19 protein-coding genes are annotated in these 17,893 nt (G+C 69.5%); 10 read left to right on the top strand and 9 right to left on the bottom strand.

The window, feature by feature from the left end:
- The first annotated feature begins 51 nt into the window (after positions 1-51).
- Positions 52-813 carry a dimethylargininase gene (ddaH, locus tag DEU37_RS13995; protein WP_121191223.1) on the top strand — a complete coding sequence of 254 codons (762 nt, stop codon included), beginning with the start codon at positions 52-54 and terminating at the stop codon, positions 811-813.
- Between the two features lie 115 nt (positions 814-928).
- Here the strand turns inward: ddaH and ppk2 are convergent, their stop codons facing one another.
- Both ppk2 and dapD read right to left on the bottom strand, forming a co-directional pair.
- Positions 929-1,714, bottom strand: a complete 786-nt coding sequence (gene ppk2 / locus DEU37_RS13990; RefSeq protein ID WP_121191222.1) for a polyphosphate kinase 2 — start codon at positions 1,712-1,714, stop codon at positions 929-931.
- A gap of 43 nt (positions 1,715-1,757) precedes the next feature.
- The gene (dapD, locus tag DEU37_RS13985) at positions 1,758-2,711 is read right to left on the bottom strand and encodes a 2,3,4,5-tetrahydropyridine-2,6-dicarboxylate N-succinyltransferase (RefSeq protein ID WP_121191221.1); all 954 of its coding nucleotides are present in this window, start codon (positions 2,709-2,711) and stop codon (positions 1,758-1,760) included.
- A gap of 44 nt (positions 2,712-2,755) precedes the next feature.
- On the opposite strand from dapD, the gene dapE reads away from it, so the two are divergent.
- From dapE to DEU37_RS13970, 3 genes are all read left to right on the top strand, one after another.
- Positions 2,756-3,832, top strand: coding sequence for a succinyl-diaminopimelate desuccinylase (gene dapE / locus DEU37_RS13980; RefSeq protein WP_121191220.1), 1,077 nt, complete (start codon positions 2,756-2,758; stop codon positions 3,830-3,832).
- Positions 3,814-5,058 carry a hypothetical protein gene (locus tag DEU37_RS13975; RefSeq protein WP_121191219.1) on the top strand — a complete coding sequence of 415 codons (1,245 nt, stop codon included), beginning with the start codon at positions 3,814-3,816 and terminating at the stop codon, positions 5,056-5,058. Before dapE ends, DEU37_RS13975 begins: the two co-directional genes overlap by 19 nt.
- 88 nt (positions 5,059-5,146) lie before the next feature.
- A complete protein-coding gene (locus DEU37_RS13970; RefSeq protein ID WP_005053677.1) occupies positions 5,147-5,320 on the top strand; it encodes a DUF3117 domain-containing protein in 174 nt (57 codons plus the stop codon).
- Between the two features lie 85 nt (positions 5,321-5,405).
- On the opposite strand, the gene DEU37_RS13965 is transcribed toward DEU37_RS13970, so the two are convergent.
- Entirely contained in the window at positions 5,406-6,047 is a 642-nt protein-coding gene (locus tag DEU37_RS13965; protein ID WP_121191218.1) for an O-methyltransferase, read from the bottom strand.
- A gap of 72 nt (positions 6,048-6,119) precedes the next feature.
- Here DEU37_RS13965 and DEU37_RS13960 point away from each other — a divergent pair, with 72 nt between their 5' ends.
- Positions 6,120-6,497 carry a Sec-independent protein translocase TatB gene (locus DEU37_RS13960; RefSeq protein WP_121191217.1) on the top strand — a complete coding sequence of 126 codons (378 nt, stop codon included), beginning with the start codon at positions 6,120-6,122 and terminating at the stop codon, positions 6,495-6,497.
- 10 nt (positions 6,498-6,507) lie between these two features.
- On the opposite strand, the gene DEU37_RS13955 is transcribed toward DEU37_RS13960, so the two are convergent.
- The 3 genes from DEU37_RS13955 to DEU37_RS13945 are packed head-to-tail and all read right to left on the bottom strand — an operon-like array spanning position 6,508 to position 9,523.
- On the bottom strand, positions 6,508-7,698 hold the full coding sequence (locus tag DEU37_RS13955) for an Mrp/NBP35 family ATP-binding protein (protein WP_121191216.1): 1,191 nt from the start codon (positions 7,696-7,698) through the stop codon (positions 6,508-6,510).
- Positions 7,695-8,234: a DUF1003 domain-containing protein gene (locus DEU37_RS13950; protein WP_121191215.1), complete on the bottom strand. Its 540-nt coding sequence runs from the start codon at positions 8,232-8,234 to the stop codon at positions 7,695-7,697. The genes DEU37_RS13955 and DEU37_RS13950 overlap by 4 nt, the downstream gene beginning before the upstream one ends.
- A complete protein-coding gene (locus DEU37_RS13945; RefSeq protein WP_036283619.1) occupies positions 8,234-9,523 on the bottom strand; it encodes a magnesium transporter MgtE N-terminal domain-containing protein in 1,290 nt (429 codons plus the stop codon). The genes DEU37_RS13950 and DEU37_RS13945 overlap by 1 nt, the downstream gene beginning before the upstream one ends.
- Positions 9,524-9,620: 97 nt before the next feature.
- Between DEU37_RS13945 and DEU37_RS13940 the strand changes: the two genes are divergently transcribed.
- Together DEU37_RS13940 and DEU37_RS13935 are read left to right on the top strand one after the other, a co-directional pair.
- Positions 9,621-10,292: a general stress protein gene (locus DEU37_RS13940; protein ID WP_121191214.1), complete on the top strand. Its 672-nt coding sequence runs from the start codon at positions 9,621-9,623 to the stop codon at positions 10,290-10,292.
- Complete coding sequence (locus DEU37_RS13935) at positions 10,292-10,945, top strand: alpha/beta family hydrolase (protein ID WP_121191213.1); 654 nt, start codon at positions 10,292-10,294, stop codon at positions 10,943-10,945. Before DEU37_RS13940 ends, DEU37_RS13935 begins: the two co-directional genes overlap by 1 nt.
- 6 nt (positions 10,946-10,951) lie before the next feature.
- On the opposite strand, the gene DEU37_RS13930 is transcribed toward DEU37_RS13935, so the two are convergent.
- Together DEU37_RS13930 and DEU37_RS13925 are read right to left on the bottom strand one after the other, a co-directional pair.
- Complete coding sequence (locus tag DEU37_RS13930; RefSeq protein ID WP_121191212.1) at positions 10,952-12,382, bottom strand: aminopeptidase P family protein; 1,431 nt, start codon at positions 12,380-12,382, stop codon at positions 10,952-10,954.
- A 55-nt stretch (positions 12,383-12,437) separates the two neighbouring features.
- On the bottom strand, positions 12,438-13,469 hold the full coding sequence (locus DEU37_RS13925) for an endonuclease/exonuclease/phosphatase family protein (protein WP_121191211.1): 1,032 nt from the start codon (positions 13,467-13,469) through the stop codon (positions 12,438-12,440).
- Between the two features lie 91 nt (positions 13,470-13,560).
- On the opposite strand from DEU37_RS13925, the gene DEU37_RS13920 reads away from it, so the two are divergent.
- Together DEU37_RS13920 and DEU37_RS13915 are read left to right on the top strand one after the other, a co-directional pair.
- The gene (locus DEU37_RS13920) at positions 13,561-14,442 is read left to right on the top strand and encodes a PHP domain-containing protein (RefSeq protein ID WP_121191210.1); all 882 of its coding nucleotides are present in this window, start codon (positions 13,561-13,563) and stop codon (positions 14,440-14,442) included.
- 7 nt (positions 14,443-14,449) lie between these two features.
- Positions 14,450-15,316, top strand: a complete 867-nt coding sequence (locus DEU37_RS13915) for a DUF817 domain-containing protein (protein WP_121191209.1) — start codon at positions 14,450-14,452, stop codon at positions 15,314-15,316.
- Positions 15,317-15,466: 150 nt separating this feature from the next.
- On the opposite strand, the gene DEU37_RS13910 is transcribed toward DEU37_RS13915, so the two are convergent.
- Positions 15,467-16,990 carry a DEAD/DEAH box helicase gene (locus tag DEU37_RS13910; protein WP_016464733.1) on the bottom strand — a complete coding sequence of 508 codons (1,524 nt, stop codon included), beginning with the start codon at positions 16,988-16,990 and terminating at the stop codon, positions 15,467-15,469.
- Positions 16,991-17,151: 161 nt separating this feature from the next.
- Here DEU37_RS13910 and DEU37_RS13905 point away from each other — a divergent pair, with 161 nt between their 5' ends.
- Complete coding sequence (locus DEU37_RS13905; protein ID WP_005053650.1) at positions 17,152-17,868, top strand: ferritin-like fold-containing protein; 717 nt, start codon at positions 17,152-17,154, stop codon at positions 17,866-17,868.
- Positions 17,869-17,893 lie beyond the last annotated feature (25 nt).

Below are 17,893 nucleotides of genomic sequence, written 5' to 3'. Positions count from 1 at the left end.
TCCGCGCGCCGCGTGCGAAGCGTGCACCGGCCGATCCGCTAGGGTCGAGCCATGTCGCGTCTGCTCGTTCGTCGTCCGTCTCCGCGTCTCGCCGACGGTGAGGTGACGCATATCGGGCGAAGCTCGGTCGACCCCGCGTTGGCCCAGCGTCAATGGGAGGCGTACGTCGACGTCTTCCGCTCGCGCGGATGGGAGATCATCGAGATCGACCCGGCCGATGAGCAGCCCGATGGGGTGTTCGTCGAGGATGCCGTCGTCGTCTTCGGCGATCTCGTCGTGCTCTGCCGCGCCGGCGCCGAGTCGCGGCGTGGCGAGGCCCCCACGGTGCGCGATGCCGTGGCCGCCACCGGACTGGAGACGGCGGAGATCGTCGCCCCCGGCACCCTCGACGGCGGCGACGTCCTGAAGATCGGCTCGACCGTGTACGTCGGTGCATCTTCGCGCACCAACGCCGACGGCATCGCGCAGCTGACGGCGCTGCTGGCGCCGCGGGGATGGCAGGTCATCGCCGTTCCCGTCGAACGGGTCCTCCACCTCAAGAGCGGCGTGACGGCGCTGCCCGACGGGACCGTGGTCGGTTTCGAACCCCTCGTTGACGACCCGGCCGCCTTCGCGACGTTCGAAGCCGTGCCCGAGGAGCACGGGACGGCTGTCGTCGTCCTCGGCCCTGACGAGGTGCTGATGTCCTCCGACGCCCCCGAGACCGCGGCCCGGTACGAGGCGCGTGGACTGCGGGTCGTCGCGACCCCCATCACCGAGTTCGAGAAACTCGAGGGCTGCGTCACGTGTCTGTCGGTGCGTATCCGCGACTGAGCGGCGAGTCCGAGTCCGGGTCCCGCCGCAGCGGGTTCGGATCTGCGCAACAGAATCGGATCGTGCGGGGCGCGGCATCCGATTCTGTCGCCGATGTCCGATTCTGTGCGCGTGATCAGCCGATGAGCGTCGCGGCGTAGTCGGGGACGTAGTTCTGCAGCTCGCGCGGAGGGCGTTCGTATCCGCCGGATGCCGGGCGAGCCGGGATCGCGATCGGTGCGCGCTCGACCTCCTCGTAGGCAATCTGCGAGAGCAGGTGATGGATCATGTTGATGCGGCCGCGACGCTTGTCCTCGTTGTCGACCTCGAACCACGGCGACTCCGGGATGTCGGTGTGAACGAACATGGTGTCCTTCGCGCGCGAATAGTCCTCCCACTTGGTGATCGACAGAACATCGTTGGGGGAGAGCTTCCAGCGTCGCATCGGGTCGTCGTTGCGGGAGCGGAATCGCTTCTCCTGTTCGACGTCCGAGACGCTGAACCAGTACTTCTTGAGCAGGATGCCGTCTTCCACCAGCATCCGCTCGAAGATCGGCACCTGGTGCAGAAACCGGTGGTACTCCGCGTTCGTGCAGTACCCCATCACGTGCTCGACACCGGCGCGGTTGTACCAGGACCGGTCCATCAGCACGATCTCGCCGGCCGCGGGGAGGTGGGCGATGTAGCGCTGAAAGTACCACTCGCTCTTCTCGCGCTCGGTCGGCGTCGGAAGCGCCACGACGCGCGTGACCCGAGGATTGAGGTACTGCGAGACCCGGCTGATCGTCGATCCTTTGCCGGCGGCGTCGCGTCCTTCGAAGATCACCACGATGCGCGCGCCGGTGCTCTGCACCCACGCCTGCATGTCGACCAGCTGCGCCTGCAGTCGCTTCAGTTCGCGTTCGTACGTCGTCTTCGGCATCCGGTCGCTCATGACCAGATGCTATCCCGCGCCGCCGGCGTTCTCAGGCGTGCAGAGCCTCGTTCAGCGTCACCCCGACGCCCTCGCGGCGGACGGCCTCGACGGCACCCGTGAGCGAGTTGCGGCGGAAGAGCAGGTTGTTCTGGCCCGACAGCTGAGCGCCCTTGACGATCGGGCGCGATCCATCGTGCAGCGGCGGTTCGTTGGACAGCACGATCTTGGATCCGGCGGTGACATAGAGACCGGCTTCGACGATGCAGTCGTCGCCCAGCGAGATGCCGATGCCCGCGTTCGCGCCGAGGAGTGTGCGTGCGCCGATCGATACGCGGTGCGTGCCGCCGCCCGACAGCGTGCCCATGATCGACGCGCCGCCGCCGATGTCCGAGCCGTCGCCGACGACGACGCCCTGGGAGATGCGCCCTTCGACCATCGAGGAGCCCAGCGTGCCGGCGTTGAAGTTCACGAAGCCCTCGTGCATGACCGTCGTGCCGGGGGAGAGGTAGGCGCCGAGCCGCACCCGCGAGGCATCGGCGATGCGCACGCCCGGAGGGGTCACGAAGTCGAGCAGGCGGGGAAACTTGTCGAGGCTGTGCACCTGGATGCCGGCGCGCTGCAGTGCCGGTCGCAGGCGTTCTGCGTCGTCGGGGTGCATCGCGCCCGCCGTCGTCCACGCGACGATGGGAAGGTGCGCGAAGATGCCGTCGAGGTTCACGTCGTTGGGGCGGACGACCCGGTGCGACAGCGCGTGCAGACGGAGATAGGCGTCGGGAGTGGACGCCGGTGCGGCGTCGAGGTCGATCGAGACCGTGACGATCTCGACACGCACCGCGCGACGCGCGTCGGGGCCCGCGTACTCGGCCCATGCCGCCGTGGCGGACGCCGTGTCGGCGTCGTCGCCGGTGCCGGTGTGGACCTCCGGGAACCAGGTGTCCAGGATCGTGCCGTTCTCGCTCGTCGTCGCGAGGCCGATGCCCCATACCGTCCGCTGTTCGCTCATGCCCTCCAGGCTATCGAAGCCGGACCCCTCGATAGACTCGCCCCATGCCCGTGCTCGACCTCACCGCCTCCTCCGTCGACCTGACCCGAGCGATCTGCGACATTCCCAGCGTGTCGGGCGACGAGGCGACCCTCGCCGACGCGATCTTCGCTGCGATCTCGCCGCTGGATCACCTCGACGTCTATCGCGACGGCGACACGATCGTCGCGCGCACCCACCTCGGGCGCGCGCAGCGCGTGGCGATCGCGGGGCACATCGACACCGTGCCGATCAACGCGAACCTGCCCACGCGCGACATCAAGATCGACGGCGAGTCCTACCTGTGGGGTCGCGGGACCGTCGACATGAAGGGGGGCACGGCGGTGCAGCTGAAGCTCGCCGCCGAACTCGTCGATCCCCGCGTCGACATCACCTGGCTCTGGTACGACAACGAGGAGGTCGCGTCGGACCTCAACGGTCTCACGCGTCTGGCGCGCACGCGCCCCGACCTGTTCGCTGCCGACTTCGCGATTCTGGGGGAGCCCTCCAACGGGCAGGTGGAGGGCGGATGCAACGGCACCCTGCGCGCCGTCGCCCGCACCCGTGGGGTCCGCGCCCACAGCGCCCGCTCGTGGATGGGGGAGAACGCCATCCACGGCGCGGCGCCGATCCTGGCACGCCTGGCCGAGTATCGCCCGCGCGAGATCGACGTCGACGGGCTCGTCTACCGCGAAGGACTGAACGCCGTGCGCATCTCGGGCGGCGTCGCGGGCAACGTCATCCCCGACCTGTGCGAGGTGGAGGTCAACTTCCGTTTCGCGCCCAGCCGCAGCGTCGCCGACGCCGAAGCTCACATACGCCGCGTGCTGGACGGGTTCGACGTCGAGATCGTGGATGCCGCGGCGGGCGCACGTCCGGGACTGGACGCACCGCTCGCACAGGAGTTCCTCGCCGCCGTGGGTGCTGAGGCGCGCCCGAAGTACGGCTGGACGGACGTCGCGCGGTTCTCCGCTCTGGGGGTACCCGCGGTCAACTACGGACCCGGCGACCCGATCTTGGCCCACCACGACGAAGAGCGGGTTCCGTTCGCCCAGATCGAGGACGTCGAGCGGAGCCTGCGGGCATGGCTGAACGGGCGCTGACCGCCGAGGCGGCGCCGCGGGGAGGGATCGGACCGCTCGGACGGCTCCTCGTCCTGCGCCCCGCCGTCGCGGTCGCCATCGTCTACGTCGCAGCCCGCCTGATCACCACGGCGTTCCTGCTCATCGCGGCCGAACTGTCCGGCCCGACGTCGCGTTTCGGCGCAGACGCCACGATCGGAACCCTCTCGATGGGCTGGGACGCGCAGTGGTACTGGGTCGTCGGCAGCGCGGGCTACCCCGCACACCTTCCCGTCGATGCGACCGGAGCGGTCACGCAGAACGCGTGGGCCTTCATGCCCGTCTATCCGGCGCTCACGCGGGCTCTGTCGGTCGTGTTCGCGGGAAACTACCCCCTCGCCGCCGTTGTCCTCGCCCTCGTCGCCGGGTACGGGGCCTGCCTCGTCTTCTTTCACCTCCTTCGTGAGAAGCTCACGGCGGACACGGCGCTGTGGGCGGTCGCGCTCCTCGCGGCATCCCCTCTCGCAGCGCTGTTCCAGATGGGCTACGCCGAGTCGCTCTTCCTGCTGTGGCTGTTCCTGGCCCTGTGGCTTCTCGTGCGGCGCCGGTTCGTGTGGCTGTACCCGTTGATCGTCGTCATGGGGTACACGAGACCCGGCGTGCTCGCATTCGCGCTCCTGCTCGGCGCCTACGGTGTCGTGCGGTGGCTGCGCCGGCGCCGCGAGCCGCTGCCGACCGTGCAGGTCGTGCACATCGTCGCGCTCGGCGTTCTCGCGGTGGCGGTGGGCTTCTCGTGGCAGGTGATCGCCGGCGCCGTGACGGGCGATCCGGCTGCGTATATGGAGACCGAGCTGTCGTGGCGGCGCGGGTGGATCGGCGAGGGCGCTTTCGTGCCCTTCGACGGGTTCGTGCAGGGAGCTGCGCTCTGGTTCCGCCTCTGGGGGCTCCCCGAGATCGTCGCATACCTCGCACTCGCGGCGGCCGTCGTGGCGATCGCCGCGGTGATCGCCTTCGAGCCGCACGTGCGCCGGCTCGGGTCCGAGATGCGGCTCTGGTCGGCGAGCTACGTGCTGTACCTGCTGGTGGTGTTCTTTCCGCAGTCGAGCATCTTCCGCCTGCTCCTGCCTCTCGCGCCCCTCTACGGAGCCATCGCCGCCCCGCGGCATCCTCTCTGGCGGTGGGGGGTGCTCCTGGTCGGGCTCATCGGCCAATGGTGGTGGATCTACCAGATGCTGGCGATCGGGAACTCGTACACCCAGATCCCCTGATCGCGACCCTCCGGCACGCCGCGTGCGGCCGGTGTCTCGGCATACCGATAAACTTGACAGGTAGTCCGACGACGAAAAGGAGCCCGCGATGGCAGCCATGAAGCCGCGAACCGGTGACGGACCGATGGAGGCCGTGAAGGAGGGGCGCCTCATCATCGTCCGTGTCCCCCTCGAGGGCGGCGGACGACTCGTCGTCTCGGTCAATGACGAAGAGGCCAAGGAACTTCACGGCGTGCTCGGCGACGTGGTCGGCGCAGCCTGACGATCTCCCACGGTGAAAAGGGTCGGTCTTCGGACCGACCCTTTTCCGTGTCCGGGATGCGCCGATGGGCCGCCGCGGCGGACGATCAGCGCAGTTCGGAGGCGACGGTCGTCAGCTGCAGGAGGCCTTCGCCCACGATGGAGAGCGCACCGAGCACCGCCGGCGAGGCCTGGGTCTCTTGGATCAGCGTGCGAAAAGCCGTCGTCACGGGATCGCGCCGCACCGGGTCGGCGATCGCGCCGCCGGCGAGCACCCGAGGAATGAGCACGGTTCCGCCGGCGCGCACGAGGCGCAGGCCGTGTTCGACGTGGTCGATGACGTTCTCCGGATCGGCATCCACGAGGACGATGTCGTAGGACGCCTCGTTCATCCGGGGCAGCACGTCGCTGGCGCGGCCCGTGATCAAACGGGCGCGAGCGGGCAGCACTTTCGCATCGGCGAATGCCGTGCGCGCCGCAACCAGATGCTCGGGCTCCTTGTCGATGGTGGTGAGAGTCGCGCGGGGCGCCCCGTGCAGCAGCCAGAGGCCGGACACCCCCGCACCCGTGCCGATCTCCACGACGTTCAAGGCCGCCGTCGCTGCGGCGATCACCGCGATCTGGGCTCCCACCGCCGGGCTGATCGGGTCCGCACCGAGCTCGAGCGCGTGCGCGCGGGCACGCTCGATCGCTTCGGGTTCGACGGTGACGTCGTCGACATACCTGCGGATCGCGTCCTGATCGGCCATGTGGTTCCTCCTCTGCCCAGCGTACGGGGCGGTCGGCGTCGTATCCGACAGGCACACGGGTAACCTGGAGGCATGTTCTTCGGCCTCGACTGGGACAAGCTCGTCCTGCTCCTGATCGTGGCCGCCCTCCTGGTCGGACCCGAGCGGCTCCCGCAGTACGCGGAGACCCTGGCGAAGTTCACCGTGCGCGCGCGCGAGTGGCTCAGCGGCGCGAAGACGCGCGTGAAGGAGGAGCTCGGCGACGACTTCGACGACGTGGAGTGGCGTCGCCTCGACCCGCGTCAGTACGACCCCCGCCGCATCATCCGCGACGCCCTCCTCGATGATGCGCCCGTTCCCACGGTCCGGGCCGCCGCCGTCGGCACAGCGATCGCCGCCACCGCGTCGGCGCTCCCGCTGTCGACGTTCGATCCGGACGGTGTGGTCCCGTTCGACGACGAGGCCACCTAAGCGCGGATCGTCAGCGCGGCGTGACCGGCAGCGACCTGCCGGCAAGGCCGCGCGGTGTCGTCGCGATCCGCTCGGCCAGTGCGGCGATCGCGCGTGCGGCCGCATCCTCCGGTCGTGAAACGACCACCGGGGCTCCCTCGTCACCGCCGCGGCGCAGATCGACGCTGAGCGGAACGGAGGCGAGCAGCGGAACGACGTGATCCGCCGTGGACAGCGACGCCGCCACCGCGTCACCACCACCGGCTCCGAACAGATCGAGGGTGCTGCCGTCGGGAAGCGTCATCGCGCCCATGTTCTCGACGACGCCGATCACCCGCTGACCGGTCTGCGCCGCCACGAGCCCGCTGCGCACGGCGACGTCGGATGCCGCGGTCTGCGGTGTCGTGACGACGAGCACGTCGGCGTGCGGCAGCAGCTGCCCGACGGAGATCGCCACGTCGCCCGTTCCGGGGGGCATGTCGATGAGGAGCACGTCGAGGTCACCGAAGAACACATCGGTCAGGAACTGCTGCACCGTGCGGTGCAGCATCGGGCCGCGCCAGGCCACGGCCGCGGAGACGGGCTGGTCTCGCGGGAGGAACATCCCGATGGAGATCGCCTTCACGCCGAACGCGACGGGCGGGAGCATGAGGTCGTCGATGCGGGTGGGTGCGGGTGGGCGGCCCTCGGCATCCACGAGACCGAGCAGTCCAGGGATCGAGAAGCCGTGCACGTCGGCGTCGATCAGGCCGACGGCGAGCCCGCGCTGGGCCAGGGCGACGGCGAGGTTCGCGGTGATGCTGGACTTGCCGACACCGCCCTTGCCGCTCGTGACCGCGATGACGCGCGTCAGGGCGTCGGGCCCGAACGGCATGGTCCGCGCGGCACGGCCTCCGCGCAGCCGAGCGGTCAGCGCCTGGCGCTCTGGCGGCGACATCACCCCGACGACGACCTCGACATCGGATACGCCCGGCGCGGTGGATGCCGCCGCGCGCACATCACGCTCAATGCGATCGGCGGCGGGACATCCCGCGATCGTCAGCGCGATCTCCACACGGGCGCGCGCGCCGCTGACACCGACGCTGCGGATCATGTCGAGTTCGGCGAGCGGACGGCGAAGCTCCGGGTCGATGACCGCGCCGACGGCCCGCCGGACGGCATCCGTGCGCGCATCGCTCTCGCCACCGGTGGCGTCGCCGGCGCCTGCGAGAGCAGACGTCACGGCTGGTCGGCCTTCTCGCCGCGGTGGTCGCGGTCCCGGGAGTCCTCCAGCGACTCGAGCAGAGCCTTCAACTCCTGGCGCAGCACGTCGCGGGTGACGACGTGCTCGGAGACGTCCGTCATCGCCATGCGCAGCGCGACGACCTCGCGGGCGAGGTATTCGGTGTCGGCGAGATTGCGCTCTGCGCGCTGACGATCCTGCTCGATCTGCACGCGGTCGCGGTCGTCCTGCCGGTTCTGGGCGAGAAGGATGAGGGGAGCGGCGTAGGACGCCTGCAGCGAGAGGATCAAGGTGAGCAGCGTGAAGTTGTTCTCCGCCGCGTCGAACTGCATGTCGCGCGGCATCGCGGTGTTCCACCAGAGCCATACCGCGACGAACACCGTCATGCCGATGAGGAACCCGGAGGTTCCCATCGCGCGGGCGAAGGATTCGGAGAAGCGCCCGAACCGGTCGCGAGAGGGTTGCGGGCTGCGGCTCAGCATGCCCGCGCGCCCGCGCGGCGCGTCTAGCGAGAAGGTGCGGCGGTCCTTCGCCATCAGAGCCTCCTCGGGAGCGTTGCGGTGGTCGCGGGGGTGGTCAGCGCATCATCGTCGCCGTCGTGAGAGCGCCAGTCCTCGGGCAGCAGGTAGTCCAGCACGTCGTCGACGCTGACCGCGCCGACGAGGCGGTGCGCCGCGTCGACGACGGGGAGGGAGACGAGGTTGTAGCTCGCGAGCAGACGTGCCACTTCGGCGGCGGATGCCGTGACGGGCACCGGGTCGAGCGTGTCATCGATGATCGCGCCGAGTCGCTCGTGCGGTGGATATCGCAGCATCCGTTGGAAGTGCACGGTGCCCAGCAGACGCCCCGTCGGAGTCTCGTACGGCGGGAGCGTCACGAAGACCGCCGCGGCCAGGGCGGGGTGCAGCTCGTGGCGGCGGATCAGCGCGAGTGCCTCGGCGACGGTCGCATCGGCGGACAGGACGATCGGCTCGCTCGTCATCAGACCGCCCGCGGTGTCGGGGCCGTACTTCAGGAGGGCACGGACGTCTTCCGCCTCCTCCGGCTCCATCAGCTCGAGAAGCTCTTCACGCTGCTCCTCCGGCAACTGCGCCAGAACGTCGGCGGCGTCGTCGGGCTCCATCTGATCGAGGATGTCGGCGGCGCGCTCATCGCCGAGAGCTTCGAGGATATGCACCTGGTCGTCTTCGGGCATCTCCTCCAGAGCGTCGGCGAGACGGTCGTCGGAGAGCTCCTCCGCGACTTCGAGTAGGCGCTCGTCGGGCAGGTCGAGCAGGGTGTTGGCGAGGTCGGCCGGCTTGAGCTCGGAGAAGGTCGCCACGAGCTGCTCCGCCGACTGCGCCTGCCCGGGCACTGCCTGTTCGCGCACATCGCCCCAGCTCGCGAACGTCGTCGGTCCCTTCGCGAACGGGGAGGCGCTGGTCTTGGGCTTGCGGAGGAAGAGCTGACCGATGTCCCACTCGCCGAGACGGTTGCGCTCGATCGCGACGTCCTCGATCACGGCATGGCCCGAGGCGTCGGTGAAGTACACCCGACGACCGAGCAGCTCGCTCATGACGCGCACCTCGCCGCCGCGCTGCTGGAAGCGTCGAACGTTGATGAGTCCGGTCGTGATGACCTGACCGGACTGGATCGAGGTGACGCGCCCGATCGACAGGAAGACGTGGCGACGCCCCGGGATCTCGACGACCAGGCCCACCACACGCGGCGGATCGTCTTTTCGGTAGATGACGACCACGTCACGGACTTTGCCGAGCCGGTCGCCCGCGGGGTCGAAGACGGTGCAGCCCACCAGGCGTGCCACGAAAACCCTCTGCGTACTCACCTGACCAGCGTAGTCTGCGCCTGCTGTGAGCCGGGGCACACGCACCTCGCGCCGCGGCGGATGCACAGGGTGCGCATGCCAAGATGGTCGGGTGAGCATGTTGGGCGGAATACCCCAGGAACACGGCGAGAAGATCGCCGACTTCGCGACGTATCCGGCGGCGCAGAAGGCGGTGTCCCAGCTCGTGGAGGCGGATATCCCCGCCCGCGATATCGCGATCGTCGGCCATGGTCTGCGCTCCGTGGAGACCGTCACGGGACGACTCGGGTACGCCGCGGCCGCGCGCTCGGGAGCAGTGAACGGCATCCTTCTGGGTCTGCTCTTCTCTGCCATCTTCGTGCTGGGTACGCCGAACGCGGCGATCCAGCTCTTCATCGGCGTCATGCTGGTGGGTATCGCACTCGGCATGCTGATGAGCATCATCACCTACTCGATCGTCCGCCGCCGGCGCGACTACACGTCGATCACCCAGGTGCTGGCCGACCGCTACGAGGTGACGGTTCTCCCGCGCAGCATCCACCGCGCCCGGGAAGTCGTCGGCAGAACGGTGGCGCCGGCTGCCACGCACCGCCCGCCCACGGCCCCGGTACCCGCAGCCACGCCCGACACGAGCACGCCTCCGCAATACGGTGAGCGCGTCGATCCGCCGCAGTACGGTGAACGCCTGGCACCGCCCGCGACCAGTCCGGCCGAACCGGCGACCCCTCCGACGGACGATGCGGCTGCCGGAGACGGCGGCGAACAGGGACCGACACCGCCGGAGCGGTGATGGAGGTCGCGCTGCCGACAGGCGCCGTCGAGGTCTCGACGTCGCTGGAAGAGGCGCTCGACCCGTGGGTCGTGATGGCGCTCGCTCACGGTGCGGGGGCCGGAATGGACCACCCGTTCTTGCTCGGCTTGGCCGCAGCCTGCGCACGCCAGGGCGTGAGCGTGATGCGCTTCGCGTTCCCGTACGCGCAAGCGGGCCGGAAGATGCCGGGCCCCGCCTCGCACGCGATCGCGACCTGGACCGCCGTCGAGGCGGCAGCGCGCCAGGCGGTTGCCGGTGTGCCGTTCGTCGCGGCGGGCAAGTCCTACGGCGGACGCATGGCGTCGATGGCTGCCGCGGCCGGAACGATCGCGCCCGCGGCGCTGGTGTACCTCGGGTATCCGCTGCATCCGCCCGGCGCACCGGAGAAGCTCCGCGCCGACCACCTTCCGCAGATCACCGTCGCCCAGCTGTTCGTCGAAGGCACGAACGACCCGTTCATCCAGCCCCGGGCGCAGTACGATCAGGCCCTCAGCGGGTGCCGAGACGCCAGCACCGTGTGGATCGACGGCGGCACCCACTCCTTCGAGGTCAAGGGCCGCCGCCGACCCGCCGACCAGATCGGTGCCGAGCTCGCGGATCTGATCGTCCCGTGGCTGCATCAGAGCTTCTGAACGCCCTCAGCTGGTGACGGTACGCCCCGCGACCCAGGCCTCGACCTCGTCGGCGGTGCGCGGAATGCCCGCAGACAGGTTCACCGGGCCGTCGGCAGTCATGAGGATGTCGTCCTCGATGCGCACGCCGATACCGCGGAACTCTTCCGGCACGGTCAGATCGTCGATCTGGAAGTAGAGCCCCGGCTCGATCGTGAAGACCATCCCCGGCTCCAGAATCCCGTCGTAGTACATCTCGCGGCGCGCCTGGGCGCAATCGTGCACGTCGAGCCCCAGGTGATGACTCGTGCCGTGGACCATGTAGCGGCGGTGCTGACCGCCGTTGTCGGCATCGAGCGCTTCCTCTGCGGTGACCGGCAGCAGGCCCCACGCGGCCACGCGCTCCGCGATGACACGCATGGCCGCTTCGTGAACCGAACGGAACTTCACCCCGGGCCGTGCCGCCGCGAAAGCGGCGTCGGCCGCCTCCCGAACGGTCTCGTAGATCATGCGCTGGACGGGGGAGAAGGTGCCGCTGACCGGAATCGTGCGGGTGATATCGGCGGTGTAGAGGCTGTCGACCTCGGCGCCGGCGTCGATGAGAATGAGGTCGCCGGGAAGGACGGCGCCGTCGTTGCGCGTCCAGTGCAGGTAGCAGGCGTGCGGACCGGATGCCGCGATCGTGTCGTACCCCTCGCCGTTGCCCTCGATGCGGGCGCGATGGTGGAAGATGCCCTCCACCGCACGCTCGCCGCGCCGGGTCTGGATGATTCGCGGGAGATCGGCGACGATGTCGTCGAAGCCGCGAGCGGTGACCTCGACGGCAAGGCGCAGCTGGGCGATCTCGTAGTCGTCTTTGACGAGCCGCAGCTCGGAGACGACGCGCGTCAGTTCCGGGTCCTCGTCCAAAACGAGGTCACCCTCTGTCGCCGCGAAGTCTTCGATCGGGGCGGTGGTCAGTCCGAGCTCGCCGGCGACGCCCGCCAGGGCGGGGCGCGGCCCGATCCAGAACTCGCCGATGGTCGCGTCGCTGTAGAACTCGGCCGTGGTCCGGTCGGCGCGCTCGCGCAGGTAGAGCGTCACGTCGTGGCCGTCGCCGCTCTCACGCGGATCGAAGACGAGGACCGAGTCGGGCACGCTGTCGCTCGCCCAGCCGGTGAGGTGGGCGAACGCCGAGTGGGCGCGGAACGGGTAGTCGGTGTCGTTGGATCGCTGCTTGTATGTTCCCGCCGGCAGCACGAGACGCTGCCCGGGGAAGGCCGCCGACACGGCCGCACGCCGCGCCGCCGTGTACGGGACCTGCGGTCGCGGCGAGGGTGTGAGCTCGGGCCGTTCGGCCCAGCCGGTCGAGATGGCGTCGAGGAAGCCTCGCGGGAAGGGCTGCTTGCGGTTGGCGTTCTCAACGGGTGCGCCGGCGGTGTCGGTCGTGGCGATCGTGTCGCTCTCGCTCGTGCTCATGGGACAAGTCTCGCACCTCCGCCCTTCGTCGGAGGGCGGCCGGCGGCCCCGAGTCCTACCCTTGGGCCTCGTACTGCACGACGAGCGGACGGTGGTCGCTGCCACTCGCGTCCAGCGAGCCGAGCACGACCGATCCGGTCGGCTTCCAGTTCGCCGTCGCCATGATGTGATCGATCGGGGTGCCGATCAGTGGTGGCAGCGACGTGGACCACGTTCCCACCGCGCCGGAACCGGTGCGTGCCGCGGCATCCGTGCATCGGCCCAGGTCGCCGCCGTCGACGCCGAGACGGGCCATGTTGTCGACCGTGGCGTTGAAGTCTCCGGCCATGATCACGTCATCGCTCGCGCACTGATTGGCGATCCAGGTCAGGTCGCTGCGCCAGTCCGACATGCGGTCCTGACGCGGCGCGACCGCGTGGACGGCGACGATCGTGGGTCCGCTGCCGTCGATGGGCATCGCGACGACGCTGGGGACGGCCGAGGTGTTGGTCGCGCCGTCGGAGGTGGACGCCACGACGGCGTAGTCGCCGAGGGTGGGGGAGATGAGCAGGGTCGTCGAGTTCGCGGCCCAGTCCGGATATCCAGGACGCTCACCGTAGTTCTCGTGATGCGCCCACATCGGTGCGCCCATCTCGCGCATGGCGATTGCCACGGCTTCACCGGTCTCGATGGTCGTCTCCGGTAGAGCGACGACGTCGGCCTTCATCGCCACAGCGGTTCGGGCGATGAGATCGGCATCGGTGGCGGCGCCGGCGGTGTTCCAGGTCATCACGCGGATGCTGGAATCCGTCGCCGCCGGCAGGCTTCCGTTTCCCACGCCGCGCACGAGGAGGACGCCGCCGTTCGCGAGGGCACCGAGCAGGGCGATGACGGCGATCGCGCCCGCGAACGCCCGGAGTGGTCGCACGAGGGCGAGCAGCAGACCGAGCACGAACACGACAGCGAGAACCACGACGAGGGCGGGGCGCAGGGAGACGATCTGTGCGAACGGGAAGGTCTGCTCGAGGCGGAAGAACTGCGGCCACGTGACGACCGCGGTGGCGATCGCGGCGGCCACCGTCACGAGGATTCCGAGCAGGCGCAGCACGTGGGGGACTCTACGCCAGTGCTCCTGGGAGTTCCCGGACCGTGAATGCCGCAGGCGGGAGCCCCGCATGAGCCGGCGGTACGCTCGGGGGATGGTCGTGTCGTCGGGTCAGGAGCGGATGCCGCGGTTTCGCGGGCCCAGTGACCTGCACCTGCACTCCGACCATTCGGACGGTACCGAGGCTCCGGCGCGGGTGATGGTCGCCGCGCATGCGGTGGGTCTGCACACCGCCGCCCTGACCGACCACGACACCACGTCAGGCTGGTCGGAGGCCGCGGAGGCGGCCGCCTCGCTGGGTATGACGTTGATTCCGGGCATGGAGCTGTCGGCTCGTCACGAGTGGCGCAGCATCCACGTGCTCGCCTACCTGTTCGACCCGGAGCATACGGGCTTGCGTGCGCTGACCGACCGGATCCGCCACTCGCGTCTGACACGCGCCCAGACGATGGCCGAGCGGATCGGTCGTGACTACGACCTCACCTGGGATGACATCCTCGCCCAGACGACGGTGGGGGCGACCGTGGGGCGCCCGCACCTGGCCGACGCGCTCATCGCGCGCGGCTACGTCCGCGATCGGGGGGAGGCCTTCGCCGGCATCCTGCACCCCGGCAGCGACTACTACGTCGACCTGTATGCGCCGGATCCGGTGACCGCGGTGTCCGCGGTTGTGGATGCCGGAGGTGTGCCGATCATCGCTCATCCGGCAGGCCGCGGCGGCCTGCTCCCCGCCCAGCTCCTGGGTCGCATGCTCGACGCCGGGCTCGCGGGATTCGAACTCGGTCATCGGGAGAATCGCGAGCCGGCTCTCGGGGCGCTGCGCGCGCTCGCGGCGGAGAGGGATCTCATCGTGACCGGCTCCAGCGACTATCACGGGTTGGGAAAGCCGAACCAGCCGGGCGAGTTCACGACCGCCGACGAGATGGTGCAGCGCATCATCGGGAGGGCGACGGGCAGCGCGCCCGTCTTCGCCTGACGGCGCGATGCAGCACTCCACTCCGCTCGAGCGGCGGAGCGACGCGGCCGCTCACCGGGTGCTGCGCGGCGCACCCGCCCGCGGCGTGCGTGCGATGCTCATCGAGGTCGCCGTGTTCATCGTCAAGCAGGCCTGGGCTTGTGTGTTCGGCTTCTCGCTTCTCGCGGTAATCGTTGCGGCGCGACTGTGGTGGCCCGACGACGCCGCGATGGCCCGCAACGACGCGCTGACACTCGCGGCCGTGCTGATTCAGATCACCATGCTCGTGGGACGGATCGAGACCGGCCGCGAACTCTGGGTGATCGTCCTCTTCCACGTGTCCGGCACCGTGATGGAACTGTTCAAGACCGACGCGGGATCGTGGTCATATGCAGCCGAAGGCGTGCTGCGGATCGGCGGCGTACCGCTGTTCAGCGGGTTCATGTACGCCGCGGTCGGGTCCTACATGGTGCGCGTCTACCGGCTCTTCGACCTTGCGTTCGTCCGCTATCCGCCGCGGTGGATCACGACGATCGTCGCGGCGCTGATGTATGTGAACTTCTTCGCGCACCACTTCGTCTGGGATCTGCGGTGGGTGCTGCTCGTCGCGGTCGTCCTGCTCTGGGCGCGGACGATGATGCACGCGCGCGTCTGGCGTCGCACGCTCCGCGTGCCGCTGCTGGCGGCCTACGCCGGCGTCGCGGTCTTCATCTACCTCGCGGAGAACATCGGCACCTGGGCCGGCGCCTGGGCGTACCCCGACCAGCTCGACGGGTGGCACCCTGTGTCGATCACGAAACTCGTGTCGTGGTTCCTGCTGATGATCGTGTCGGTCGTCATGGTCACCTGGGTGTATCCGCCACAGACGCCGGACCCCGAGCCCGCAGGGCGGTGAACAGCCCCCGGCGCCGGGCCGGGACGCGCGAACTCCGCAGATGGTGACGAACTCCGCATCGGATCGCCGATGTGGATGCGGAGGACGTGCGGTTCTGCGGAGTTCGTGCGGCGTGAGCGTCCGGCGCGGTGGCCACCGCGGGCCGTGGGGTCAGGCGCCGGCGACGGGGGGAGCGGCCGGCGCGCCGCCAGCCGCGCCGCGGCGACGCCGACGGCGACGCGCGGGGGCGGGCTTGCCGTCGTGGTGCTCGCTGCCGGTGCCGTCGTGCGTACCGGCGCCGTCGGCGGAGCGGGAAGCGTCATCGGACGTGGATGCGGCGGCATCCGCGCCCGCCGATGCACCCTCGGCGAACGTCGAGCCGACCGCTGACGATCCGGAGCGACGGCGACGGCGACGACGCGTGCCGGCCTCACCGGTCCCGTCGGCCGCGGCATCCACCGCCCGCTCGGGTGCCGGGCGCTGCGTGCGCACCGACTCCGTCTTGGGCGCCTTGGCGATGCGGCCCTTGGTGCCCGCCGGGATGTCCAGGTCGGTGAACAGGTGCGGGCTGGAGGAGTACGTCTCGACGGGTTCGGGCTGCCCGAACTCGAGGGCGCGGTTGATGAGCGCCCACTTGTGCAGGTCGTCCCAGTCGACGAACGTGACGGCGATACCCGTCTTGCCCGCACGGCCGGTGCGCCCGGCGCGGTGCAGGTAGGTCTTCTCGTCGTCCGGAATCGTGTGGTTGATGACGTGGGTCACATCGTCGACGTCGATTCCGCGCGCCGCGACGTCCGTCGCGATGAGCACGTCCTTCTTGCCGGCCTTGAACGCGGCCATCGACCGCTCGCGCGCCTCCTGGCTCATGTCGCCGTGCACCGCGCCCGCGTTGAACCCGCGGTCGTTCAGCTCGTCCACCAGCTTCTGAGCGGCGCGCTTGGTGCGGGTGAAGACGACCGTCTTGCCGCGACCCTCTGCCTGCAGGATGCGGGCGATCACCTCATCCTTGTCGAGCGAGTGCGCCCGGTAGACCAGGTGCTTGATGTTCGCCTGCGTCAGACCCTCGTCGGGATCGGTCGCCCGGATGTGGATCGGGTTGCTCATGAACCGGCGTGCGAGAGCGACGATCGGGCCGGGCATCGTCGCGGAGAACAGCTGGGTGTGTCGCACCGGTGCGACCTTCTGGAAGATCTTCTCGATGTCGGCGAGGAAGCCGAGATCGAGCATCTTGTCGGCCTCATCGAGCACGACCTCCACCGCGCCGCTCAGATCGAGCAGGCGCTGGTTGTTGAGGTCGATGAGGCGACCGGGGGTGCCGACGACGATCTGCGCGCCGGCCTTCAGCTGGTCGATCTGACCCTCGTACGCCTTGCCGCCGTAGATGGCGACCACGCTCGTGGAGCGGTTCTGGGTGAGCATGTCCATGTCTTCGTAGACCTGGACGGCCAGCTCACGGGTGGGCACGACGATGAGCGCCTTCACCCCGGGCGCCGGGTCGAGGCCGAGACGCTGGACCACGGGAATGCCGAAACCGAAGGTCTTGCCGGTGCCCGTCTTGGCCTGACCGATGATGTCCTGGCCGGGCAGCCCCAGAGGAATCGTCTGCTCCTGAATGGGGAAGGCGTCCACGATGCCCTTGGAGGCGAGGGCCTCCACGATGTCTGGATCGATTCCGAGTTCAGCGAATGTCGTCACAGTACGTGCCTGTCTGGCGGTGAGAAGCCGCCGGTGAGGAAGTCCACGCCTTCTACTCATCCGCAGGCGCGGGGGTCTCGATCCATCGCCGAGACCTGACCAGCCTACCGGAGGGTGTCGTGACTACCTCGGAAGCGGCGGGTCGCATCTAGGCTGGGGGCGTGGTGACCTGGCCCTGGCAGCGCGATCGCACCGTCGCACGTACGCTGCGCGTGCGCTCTCGCGGCGACTTCGGCGATGTCCGGCGCGTCGACTTCGAAGAGCTGGCTCCCGACATCGACACCTTCCTCGGCCAAGCCGCCTACCTCCAGCTCGGCTACTTCGAGACGCTCAGCGAGCTGATCGCACCGACCCCCGAGCTGACGCAGAAGGAGTCGATCTCGGTGGCGGCCGGGGCGGCGCTGCACAAGCACCGCGCGATCCTCGCGCTGATCCGCGAACGCGGCGACGATCCCCTCGACCTCATGCTGCCTTTCCGTGAGCCCCTCGACGCGTTTCGTCGGTCGACGCACGGCGCACGCTCGCTCGAGACGATGCTCTCGGTGCACATCACGGCGGGCATGCTCGACGACTTCTACCTCGCGCTGTCTTCCAGCTACGGCGTGACCGGTCGGCGGGTCGCGGACATCCTGCGCGGCGACGACGACCGGCAAGCCCTCGTCGACATCATCACCGACGCGATCGCCGCCGACGAGCAGTGGAAGTCGCTGCTGGCGCTGTGGGGTCGTCGCCTCGTGGGCGACACGCTCCTCATCGCGCGCGCCGCGCTTCGTCCTCAGACCCTGGATGCCGCGGAGGAGCGCAAGGTCGAGCCGGTGTTCACCGACCTGCTCGGTGCTCATTCACGCCGCATGTCGGCGATGGGCCTGGACGCCTGACGGTCAGCCCCGCGCGGCGCAGCAG

Source organism: Microbacterium sp. AG790 (assembly GCF_003634765.1).
In the GTDB taxonomy this organism is placed as follows: Bacteria; Actinomycetota; Actinomycetes; order Actinomycetales; family Microbacteriaceae; genus Microbacterium.
Note: the sequence above shows the minus strand (reverse complement) of the source record. Positions and strands in the feature narration are given on the sequence as shown.

Coding starts and splice junctions, on each gene's coding strand:
- ddaH (WP_121191223.1), top strand. CDS start 52: ATGTCGCGTCTGCTCGTTCGTCGTCCGTCTCCGCGTCTCGCCGACGGT.
- ppk2 (WP_121191222.1), bottom strand. CDS start 1,714: ATGCCGAAGACGACGTACGAACGCGAACTGAAGCGACTGCAGGCGCAG.
- dapD (WP_121191221.1), bottom strand. CDS start 2,711: ATGAGCGAACAGCGGACGGTATGGGGCATCGGCCTCGCGACGACGAGC.
- dapE (WP_121191220.1), top strand. CDS start 2,756: ATGCCCGTGCTCGACCTCACCGCCTCCTCCGTCGACCTGACCCGAGCG.
- DEU37_RS13975 (WP_121191219.1), top strand. CDS start 3,814: ATGGCTGAACGGGCGCTGACCGCCGAGGCGGCGCCGCGGGGAGGGATC.
- DEU37_RS13970 (WP_005053677.1), top strand. CDS start 5,147: ATGGCAGCCATGAAGCCGCGAACCGGTGACGGACCGATGGAGGCCGTG.
- DEU37_RS13965 (WP_121191218.1), bottom strand. CDS start 6,047: ATGGCCGATCAGGACGCGATCCGCAGGTATGTCGACGACGTCACCGTC.
- DEU37_RS13960 (WP_121191217.1), top strand. CDS start 6,120: ATGTTCTTCGGCCTCGACTGGGACAAGCTCGTCCTGCTCCTGATCGTG.
- DEU37_RS13950 (WP_121191215.1), bottom strand. CDS start 8,234: ATGGCGAAGGACCGCCGCACCTTCTCGCTAGACGCGCCGCGCGGGCGC.
- DEU37_RS13940 (WP_121191214.1), top strand. CDS start 9,621: ATGTTGGGCGGAATACCCCAGGAACACGGCGAGAAGATCGCCGACTTC.
- DEU37_RS13935 (WP_121191213.1), top strand. CDS start 10,292: ATGGAGGTCGCGCTGCCGACAGGCGCCGTCGAGGTCTCGACGTCGCTG.
- DEU37_RS13930 (WP_121191212.1), bottom strand. CDS start 12,382: ATGAGCACGAGCGAGAGCGACACGATCGCCACGACCGACACCGCCGGC.
- DEU37_RS13920 (WP_121191210.1), top strand. CDS start 13,561: ATGGTCGTGTCGTCGGGTCAGGAGCGGATGCCGCGGTTTCGCGGGCCC.
- DEU37_RS13915 (WP_121191209.1), top strand. CDS start 14,450: ATGCAGCACTCCACTCCGCTCGAGCGGCGGAGCGACGCGGCCGCTCAC.